8 protein-coding genes are annotated in these 9366 nt (G+C 71.8%); 3 read left to right on the top strand and 5 right to left on the bottom strand.

Features of this window, described 5'->3' with window-relative positions; translation table 11 throughout:
- Positions 1–118 precede the first annotated feature (118 nt).
- From ACTVAJ_RS26210 to ACTVAJ_RS26195, 4 genes are all read right to left on the bottom strand, one after another.
- Entirely contained in the window at positions 119–1357 is a 1239-nt protein-coding gene (locus ACTVAJ_RS26210; protein ID WP_470390943.1) for a sensor histidine kinase, read from the bottom strand.
- Positions 1354–2604: a sensor histidine kinase gene (locus ACTVAJ_RS26205; protein WP_470390942.1), complete on the bottom strand. Its 1251-nt coding sequence runs from the start codon at positions 2602–2604 to the stop codon at positions 1354–1356. The genes ACTVAJ_RS26210 and ACTVAJ_RS26205 overlap by 4 nt, the downstream gene beginning before the upstream one ends.
- A gap of 132 nt (positions 2605–2736) precedes the next feature.
- Positions 2737–3582 carry an ABC transporter permease gene (locus ACTVAJ_RS26200; protein WP_470390941.1) on the bottom strand — a complete coding sequence of 282 codons (846 nt, stop codon included), beginning with the start codon at positions 3580–3582 and terminating at the stop codon, positions 2737–2739.
- A 76-nt stretch (positions 3583–3658) separates the two neighbouring features.
- On the bottom strand, positions 3659–4654 hold the full coding sequence (locus tag ACTVAJ_RS26195; protein ID WP_470390940.1) for an ABC transporter ATP-binding protein: 996 nt from the start codon (positions 4652–4654) through the stop codon (positions 3659–3661).
- A gap of 183 nt (positions 4655–4837) precedes the next feature.
- On the opposite strand from ACTVAJ_RS26195, the gene sigJ reads away from it, so the two are divergent.
- Positions 4838–5824 (top strand): RNA polymerase sigma factor SigJ, encoded by a 987-nt coding sequence (gene sigJ / locus ACTVAJ_RS26190; protein WP_470390939.1) that lies wholly within the window; start codon positions 4838–4840, stop codon positions 5822–5824.
- A complete protein-coding gene (locus ACTVAJ_RS26185) occupies positions 5821–6408 on the top strand; it encodes a peroxiredoxin-like family protein (RefSeq protein WP_470390938.1) in 588 nt (195 codons plus the stop codon). Before sigJ ends, ACTVAJ_RS26185 begins: the two co-directional genes overlap by 4 nt.
- 91 nt (positions 6409–6499) lie before the next feature.
- On the opposite strand, the gene ACTVAJ_RS26180 is transcribed toward ACTVAJ_RS26185, so the two are convergent.
- Complete coding sequence (locus ACTVAJ_RS26180; RefSeq protein WP_470390937.1) at positions 6500–8707, bottom strand: (Fe-S)-binding protein; 2208 nt, start codon at positions 8705–8707, stop codon at positions 6500–6502.
- Positions 8708–9293: 586 nt separating this feature from the next.
- Between ACTVAJ_RS26180 and ACTVAJ_RS26175 the strand changes: the two genes are divergently transcribed.
- The coding region (locus ACTVAJ_RS26175) for an Hsp70 family protein (protein ID WP_470390944.1) at positions 9294–9366 on the top strand (73 nt) is incomplete at its 3' end.

Genomic DNA, 9366 nt, shown 5'->3' with positions numbered 1-9366 from the left:
ACGACGAGGCGAGCCGCGAGCGAGGAACGAGCGGCAGGCGACGCCGAGGAGGAACGACCCCTGTCCTTAGGGCGCCCGAACCCGGTCCGAAGCGAAGCGGAGGACCAAAAAACACAACCTACAGCGGCAGGACCGCCCGCAGGAGGAAGCCGCCGTCATCGGTGCGTGACGCCGACAGCGTGCCCCCGCCCGCCGCCACGCGCTCCGACAGCCCGGACAGACCGTTCCCCGAGGACTCCGGCTCCGGGCTCCCGCCCGACCGCGCACGGTCGTTGGACACCTCCACCACCAGCGACTCCGTCCCCGTACCGGCCTCCCGCGCCCGGTCGAACCCGATCCGGCAGCGCGTGGCGTCGCTGTGCCGCAGCACGTTGGTCACCCCCTCGCGCACCACCCACGCGGCCAGCACCGCCGAGTCCCGGGACGGCTCCAGCCCGTCCAGGCCGGTGACCGCCACCTCCGTCCGGTTGGCGCGCAGGACCGCGCCGACCGACTCCACCTCCTCGGCCAGGTCCACCTCCCGGTACCCGCTGACCGCCGACCGCACCTGCGCGAGCGACGTCCGCGCCAGCGACCGCACCTGGGCGATCTCCACGGCCGCCCGCTCGGGGTCCCGCTCCGCGAGTCGGCTCGCCAGCTGGGCCTTCACCGCGAGCGCGGAGAGGCTGTGGCCCAGCAGGTCGTGCATGTCGCGCGAGAACCGCAACCGCTCCTCTGTCACCGCCAACCGGGCCCGCGCACGCTGACCTGCGACGGCGTCGTTCACGATGTCCCAGAGCCAGGCGCAGATCATCATCCCCCCGGCCAGGAGCAGCGCGTACGCGATCCCGAACAGCCACACCACCAGGAAAAGGGCGAACCGGACGTCCACCTGCGTGGTCGGGATGAGCAGCCAGGGCAGGACGAGGAGCCCGGCGGTGACCCACGACGTGCGCCGCCGGGAGGCGACGACCACCCCGACGCACCACCACGCGGCGATCAGGACCACCACGTTGATCGGCGTCTGGAGCCCCGCACAGCAGAGCGCGAGCAGGGCGAGCGAGCCCCAGTAGACCCACGGTTCGGGGTCGCGCCGTCCGTCGAGCCAGCCCGTGAAGAGAATGTGCAGCAGGCAGGCGCAGCCGATCCCCAGGGGGACCGACGCGATGGACGGCCACAGCGCGATCCCCGCCGACACCGACGCCGCCACGTCGAGGATCGGGAAGAGGACGAACAGGACGTCGAGGATCATCTTGGAGGCCACGAGCGCCCGCCGCGCGACACGGACGCGCCGGTCACCGCCCGCGCCCGGCGCGGAGGCCCCGCGCGTGTCGGGCTCCGGAACCCCGTGCGGGTGAGCGCCGGCGTCGACGCTCACGCGAGCTCACCGCCCGTGGGCACGGTGTCCTGCGCCGATCGCCGGTCCAGCGGCAGGACCGCGCGCAGCAGGAAGCCGCCGTCGCCCGTCCGCGCGGCCGACAGCGAGCCGCCGCCCGCCGCGACCCGTTCGGACAGCCCCGACAGGCCGTTGCCGAACGCCGTACCCGCCGCCGTCTCGCCGCGGGCCCGGTCGTTGGCCACCTCCACCACGAGTGCCTCCGTCCCCGAGACGACGTCCCCGGTCAGGGTGAACCCGATCTCGCACCGGGCCGCGTCGCCGTGCCGCACCACGTTGGTCCCGGCCTCGCGCACCACCCAGGCGGCCAGCGTCTCCGTCCGCGGGGGCAGGGACAGTCCGTCCAGGCCGGTGACCGTGACCTCGGTCCGGTTCGCGCCGATCAGCGCGGTCACCGACCCCACCTCCTCCGCCAGGCTCACCTCGCGGTAGCCGCTGACCGCCGACCGCACCTGCTGGAGGGACCGCCGTGCCAACGCGTGCACCTGCTCCATCTCGGCCGCCGCCCGCGCGGGCGCGGGCTCCAGCAGGCGCCCGGCGAGCTCGGACTTGACCGCGAGCGCGGAGAGGCTGTGGCCCAGCAGGTCGTGCATGTCCCGCGAGAACCGCAACCGCTCCTCCGTCACCGCCAACCGGGCCCGCGCACGCTGGCCCTCCACCGCCTCGTTGGTGACGTCCCACAGCCAGATCGAGGTGAGGCTCGCGCCCGCCACCACGACGGCCTGCACGATCGCCACGAGCCAGAACAGCGCGAACAGCCCCGGGTGGAGGTCGGGCCCCAGCAGGGGGAGGTGCGCCCAGGGCAGGACCAGCAGGACCGCGCTCAACCACACCGCGCGTCGGCGCGGAACCGCGAGGACCGCCATCCCCCACCAGCTGGAGAGACCGACCAGACCGAAGAGCGGGGTGGCCGTCAGCACGTAGGTCAGCACCGCCAGCGCGAGGGAGCTCCACAAGAGCCGGGACTCCGCGTTCCGCCGGGCGTTGACCCTGCACCAGACGATGACACCGAGCGTGACGGTGGTCGGCACGACGGTGATCACGGGCCACACCGGTGACCAGGACGGCGCCCCCTCCAGGTCGGCGGACGCCAGGAGGTCGGCCGCCGGCCAGGCGAGAATCGAGACGACGCCGAACATCATCGTCGCCATGATGCCGATCCGCGCGATCCGCATCCGGCCCGCGTAGCGCCCCTCGACGCCGTCGGTTCCCGTCGGCTCCCCGCCCACCCGGCCTCCTACCGTCCGCGTCGGCCCGAGACGCCCCGGGCCCCTACGAGTATCGGGGCTCCCCGCGCCCCTCCGTCCACGGGGAGGGCGCGGCGGAGGGTGTCCTCCGCCGCGCCCCCGTGCGGACCGGTGTCACGGCTGGCGGGGGTCCCAGCGGAAGACGCGCCTGACGAGCAGGGCCAGCAGCACCGTCCACACGAGCAGCACCGCGACCGAGGGCAGCGCCGCGCCCCACAGCCCGAGGTAGCCGGTCGCCTCGGCGGCCTCGTAGCCGCCGAACACGTCGTACCCGGTGTAGGCGGCCTGGGCCATCTGGACGGCGGGCGCCACCGGGAGGAACTCCATCACCTGGCGCAGGGAGTCGGGCATCAGGTCGAGCGGGAGGAACGCGCCGCCGGTGAACATCAGGGCCATCATCGGCACCACCGACGCCATCTGGGCGCCCTCGGCGTTGCGCACGTACGGGGTGACGAGCAGACCCGCCATCGACATCGACACCGCGCTCAGCACCACGGCCACCACCAGCATCAGCGGGTCTCGGGGCAGGTCGCCCAGGAGGACGGTGACCAGGCCGACGATCACCACCGCGACGGCCAGCGAGAAGATCGTGATGACCGCGATGAGCGCGCCGAAGATCACCAGAGGGGGAACGCCGCTCACCCGGAGCCGTTTGAGCACGAGCGACTCCCGGCGGGCGGCGAAGACGTTCGAGGCGTGGCCGATGCCGACGAGCACGCCGATACTGCCCAGCACCCCGGCCATGGACAGCTCCCCGGAGGTGACGCCGGGAAGGACCTCGGTGTCCGGCATCTGGAGCGCGACGAGCAGGAACATGAGCGGCATCGCCAGGAACATCCACGCCGTCTTGTACCGGACGAAGAGGATGAACTCGGCGCGGGTCAGCCGCGCGATCCGCCGGACGGGGCTGGGGGAGGGGCGGCCGGTCGCGCCCTTCGCGGTGGTCGTGGTGGTGCTCACGGTGGGTCTCCTCGGGTGGAACGCGCCGGGGCGGGGCTGCGCGGGTCGGGCGGGGGCGGATCGGTCCGGGGCGGGATCAGACCAGGTCGGCGGCGCCGTCGGCGACGCGGAGGAACACGTCCTCCAGCGAGGCGCCGCGGACCTGGAGGTGGCGCAGGACCGTCCCGCGCTCCCCCGCCCAGGCCAGGAGTGAGGCGACCGCGCGGTGGGCCCGCTCCGCCACGTCGCCGCCCCGGGCCGTGTACGTGGCCCACAGGGTCTGGTCCCGGGTCTCCACGCTCAGCTCGGCGCCCTCCAGCCCGGGCAGGTCGGCGGTGCGCACGTCCTCGGGCACGGCGAACGCCACGCGGTCCCCCCAGCCCTCCAGCACGCCCGCCAGGGTGCCCTCGACGCGCGCCTCGCCGCGGTGCATGATCGCCAGGCGGTCGGCGAGGCGCTCGGCCTCCTCCAGGTAGTGCGTGGTCAGGAGGACCGCCACACCGTCCTTCTTCAGCTCGGAGACGATCCGCCAGGTGTCGATCCGCGCCTCCGGGTCCATGCCCGTCGTCGGTTCGTCGAGGTAGAGCACCTCGGGGGAGGTCACCAGGGCCAGCGCCAGGTCCAGACGGCGCTTCTGCCCGCCGGACAGCTGGCGGACCGCGAGCCTGCGCTTGTCGGCCAGGCTCACCATGTCCAGGACCTCCTCGCTGCCGCGCGGCCGTGCGGCGAGGTCGCGGGCGAGGTCGACGGTCTCCCGGACGGTCAGGTCCTCCAGGAGCCCGCTCCCCTGGAGGACGGCGTTGGTGCGTTCGCGGACCGCGGCGGGCTGGCCGTAGGGGTCCTCGCCGAAGACCCGGACGGTCCCGGAGGTCGGTCGGCGGAAGCCCTCCAGCGTCTCGATGGTCGTGGTCTTGCCCGCGCCGTTGGTGCCCAGGAGGGCGAACAGCTCGCCGGGGTGGATCTCGAAGGAGACGCCCCTGACCGCCTCGAAGTCGCCGTAGTGCTGCCGGAGGTCGCTGACGACCACGGCGGGCCCGTCGGTGGCGGCCCCCGCGGGGGCGTCGGTGGCTCCGGAGTGCGCTGTCGTCGTCATGTCCACCATGCTCGCGAAACCGCCGCACACGGAACAGACACCGTTGTCACCGGCTCACCGTGCGGAACCACCCGGCGCGGTCACTGACAAATGTCATGCCGCCCGGTGACGGGGACGGCGGGTGTGTCACGTTTTTGGGCCCGCGACCCTCACAGGACGGGAGCACGACGAGGAGGAGGCGCCATGTCCCCGACCGATCCACCGCCCGGCCCCGGCACCGGGCGGCCACCGGACCCCCGGACCGACGACCGGGCCGACGCGGCGGACGCGGCCCTCCGGGAGGCCACGGACCACTACGTCGACCACCGCGAGCTGCTGTTCTCCATCGTCTACGGCATGCTCGGCACGGTCTCCGACACCGAGGACGTCCTCCAGGAGACCTGGCTGGCGTGGTCCGCGCGCCACCGGGACACCTCGGCGCGCCCGGTCGACCACCCCCGCGCGTACCTGGTCCGCACGGCCGTCAACCAGGCCCTGGCCCGTCAGGAGGCCGTCGGCCGCCGCAAGGAGTCCTACCTCGGACCGTGGCTGCCCGAACCCCTCGTCACCACCGGGGACGCCGCGGAGGAGGTCCTGCGGACCGAGTCGGTCTCCCTCGCGCTGCTGGTCGTCCTGGAGTCGCTCTCGCCCCTGGAACGCGCGGTGTTCGTCCTGCACGAGGTCTTCGGCTACCGGAACACGGAGATCGCGGGCATCCTCGGCCGCACTCCGGAGGCCGTACGCCAGCTCGGGCACCGGGCCCGCGGGCACGTGCGCGCCCGGCGGCCGCGCTACGAGGCCGACCGCGGGCTCCGGCGCGCGGTGACCCGCAGGTTCGTCGAGGCGGCCGTCAACGGGGACGTCGCGGCCCTGATGGCGGTCCTCGCCCCGGACGTGACCATGTGGAACGACGGCGGAGGCAGGGTCCGCAGGGCGAGCCGCCGTCCGATCGAGGGGCGCGACCGGGTCGTGCGCTTCCTCGTGGGCGTGGCCACCGGACGGGACCCGATCAGGGAGTTCGCCCACGAAGTGGTCAACCAGACCCCCGCCGCCGTCCTGCTCCGCGACGGTGCGCTCTTCGCCGTGGTCGTGCCCGACCTGCGCGGGGACCGGATCAGTGACATCTACACCGTCGCCAACCCCGACAAGCTCGCCCATCTCGACCCGCCCGTCCCCGGGAGGACACCGTGAACCGACCCGAGAACCCGCTCCGCCTCTCCCCAGGCGACACCGTCGTTCCGAGGGAACTGACCACCATCCGCTCCGGGACCGTCCCCGTACCCGACCCCGACCGGTCGGTCCACCTCCAGTTCCGCCGGTTCGCCGGATGCCCGGTCTGCAACGTCCACCTGCGCGAGGTGGCCCGGCGACACGACGAGATCCTCGCCGCCGGGGTCCGCGAGGTGGCCCTGTTCCACTCGACCGTCCGTGACATGCTCCCCCACCAGGGCGCGCTGCCGTTCGACGCCGTGGCCGACCCCGAGCGGGAGCTGTACACCGCCTTCGGGGTGGGCCGGGGCGCCCGCGCGCTCCTGCACCCCAGGGTGCTGACCTCGCCGCTGCGGCCCAGCAGCTGGTCGGTCGTCCGCGACGGCGTCCGCGCGGGCGCGCCCCTGACCGGTTCACCGGACGGGGACGACCTCCTCGGCCTGCCCGCCGACTTCCTCATCGGGCCCGAGGGACGGATCCGCGCGGTCAAGTACGGCACGCACGCCGGTGACCAGTGGTCGGTGGACGAACTGTTGGAACTGGCACGCGCCGGACACCCGGCCTGACCCGGCGGCGGCCCGACCGAACGGCGGCGGGGCCGGTCCCGATCCGGAAGGGATCGGCACCGGCCCCGCACGGGTCCGTCGGACGCAGGGGTCAGGCCTGCGCGGTCTCCTTCTCGCCCGCGGCCGGGCTCTCGCCCCTGACCGAGCGCAGCAGGAGCTGGGAGACGTCCACGACCTCCAGCGACTCCTTGGCCTCGCCCTGCGACTTCTTCTCGTTGATCGCGTCGCCGAGCATGACCTGGCAGAACGGGCACGCGGTCGAGACGGTGTCGGGGTTGGTGGTCAGCGCCTCGTCCACCCGCTCGGTGTTGATGCGCTTGCCGATCCGCTCCTCCATCCACATGCGGGCACCACCGGCGCCGCAGCAGAAGCCCCGCTCCTTGTGGCGGTGCATCTCCTGCGTCTTGACGCCCGGGACCTTGGCCATGATGTCGCGCGGCGGCGTGTACACCTTGTTGTGGCGGCCGAGGAAGCACGGGTCGTGGTACGTGATGTTCTCGTCCACGCTCTGCACCGGGGTCAGCTTGCCCTCGTCCACCAGCTTGGCCAGGAGCTGGCTGTGGTGGACCACCTCGTACGTGCCGCCGAGCTGCGGGTACTCGTTGGCGAGCGTGTTGAAGCAGTGCGGGCAGCTGGCCACGATCTTGGTGACGCCCGCCTCGTTCAGCGTCTCCACGTTCTGCTGGGCGAGCATCTGGAAGACGTACTCCATGCCCAGGCGGCGCGCGGGATCACCGGTGCACGCCTCCATGCCGCCGAGGACGGCGAACTTCACGCCCGCGATGTCCAGCAGCTCGGCGATGGCCTTGGTGGTCTTCTTGGCGCGGTCCTCCAGGGCGCCGGCGCAACCGACCCAGAACAGGTACTCGGTGTCCGGCGACAGCTTGTCGTCGACGACCTCGACCTCGACCGGGTTCTCCTGCTCGGCGAGCTCCTGGATCCAGTCCATCCTCCGGTCCTCGGCCATGCCCCACGGGTTGGCCTTGTTCTCGAGGTTCTTCAGGAGGGTGTTGGCCTCGGACGGGAAGTTCGACTCGACCATGACCTGGTAGCGGCGCATGTCGAGGATGTGGTCGATGTGCTCGATGTCGACCGGGCACTGCTCGACGCAGGCACCGCAGTTGGTGCAGGACCACAGCTCGTCGGGGTGGATGACGCCACCCTCCTCCTCGGTGCCGACGAGCGGCTTGTTGAGGAGCGCGAGGACGTCGACGCCCGCGTGGCTCTCGTCCGGCTTCTCGGCGAGGGTCTCCTCGGTGATGCCCTGGAGCAGGTACGGGGCCTTCTCGTAGGCGTGCTTCTGGAGGTCGAGGATGACCTTCTTCGGCGACAGCGGCTTACCGGTGTTCCAGGCGGGGCACTGGGACTGGCACCGGCCGCACTCGGTGCAGCTGGTGAAGTCGAGCAGGCCCTTCCAGGTGAAGTCCTCGATCCTGCCCGCGCCGAACGGGTCCTCGTCCGGGTCGGCCTCCTCGAAGTCGAGGGGCTTGACGCCGCTCTTGTCCATCATCTGCTTGGCGGCGCCGTGCGACGGGGCACCGTCGGCCTTGCGCTTGAAGTAGATGTTGACCGGGGCGAGGAAGCGGTGCCAGCCCACACCCATGGTGAGGTTGACCGCCAGCACGACGAAGAACGCGTAGCTGATGACCAGCTTGAACGCGGCCACGAGGGCGATGGCGGGCTCGGCGACCGCGGCGTCACCGGGCAGGAGCGCGCCGACCGCGTGGGAGATCGGGGTGGCCCAGACGGGGAACGGGAACTCCTCCGAGGCGACCTTGAGGCCGCGGATCGCGAAGATCGCCAGCAGCAGGCCGATGATGTAGGCCTCGACGTAGTACGCCGTCCAGTGCTTGGAGTTCATGAAGCGGGACTGGCGGCCGATCCGCTTCGGGCTGTGGAGCAGGCGGTAGCCGGTCAGGCCGATGATGCCGACGAGGCTGGCCCCGGCGATGATCTCGATGGCCAGGCCGTAGATCGTCCAGTCGTGGATGATCGGCAGGTGGAAGTGCGGGTCGAAGACCTCGCCCTGGGCCTCGATGACGGTGAAGACCAGCAGGGGGAAGGAGACCATCACGAACCAGTGGGCCACGCCGACCCACGGCCGCTTGATCATCCTCGTGTGCCCGACGATCTCGATCAGGGTCATCGTGAGCCGCTGCCCGAACGGCCCCTTGCGCTCCGGCTCCACCGGACGGCCGATGCCCACGGTTCGCACGATCTGGCGGATGGCCAGAGCGAACATGGTGAGCGCGACCACGGCGAAGACCGAGGTGATGATGCCCAGTGTCAGGTACAGCATCGCCCGTGGCCTCCCATCCTGCTGTGTCGTCCGGTGCGCCACACACCGGCGGTCAGAACATATGTTACTAGCGAGTAATCGCCCGGCGGCCACCGACCCGCCCCCGGCACGGGGACCGTCGGCGACACCCGCGCCACCACCCGGGTTCGGGACCGGACCACGGAATCCGACCCCGGCGCGCCAGCACCCGCGCCCGCGGACGATGACACCGAGGAATCACAGGAGTGTGCCGGTCATGACACCGGCCACATGATCCACGTTCCACACATTATGTGTAGCCGACATCGAGCGCCCGGGGGCACGGCGGGGCACCCGTAATACCACCGGTCCGTCCCCCGTCCCCTCCTCCGCCACCGGCCGCGCCCCGGGGGTTCCCCTGACACCGGGTCAAGGTTCCCCCCGAGTTGACCCGGGTTTGCGCCATTTCCTCCCTGAAGTCGCCCCCAACGGGAACACCACGCCTGGGTCGGCCGTTGTCCCTTCGTAGGAACTAACTTGAGTCGGGTTGACTCAACTGACTTGACAGCGATCACTCGACGAAGCAAACTTACGTCTGAACGACTCAACCTTGACGGAGGTAGCAACCATGGCTCGTGCGGTCGGAATCGACCTCGGTACGACGAACTCGTGCGTCGCGGTCCTGGAGGGCGGCGAACCCA

The sequence above is a fragment of the Nocardiopsis sp. KDC1DS13DA1 genome (assembly GCF_055632325.1).
This window is presented reverse-complemented; position numbering and strand designations above follow the sequence as displayed.

Bases quoted from the DNA above. Each gene is read 5' to 3' on its own strand.
- ACTVAJ_RS26180 (WP_470390937.1), bottom strand. From the start codon at position 8,707: ATGCTGTACCTGACACTGGGCATCATCACCTCGGTCTTCGCCGTGGTC.
- sigJ (WP_470390939.1), top strand. From the start codon at position 4,838: ATGTCCCCGACCGATCCACCGCCCGGCCCCGGCACCGGGCGGCCACCG.
- ACTVAJ_RS26195 (WP_470390940.1), bottom strand. From the start codon at position 4,654: ATGACGACGACAGCGCACTCCGGAGCCACCGACGCCCCCGCGGGGGCC.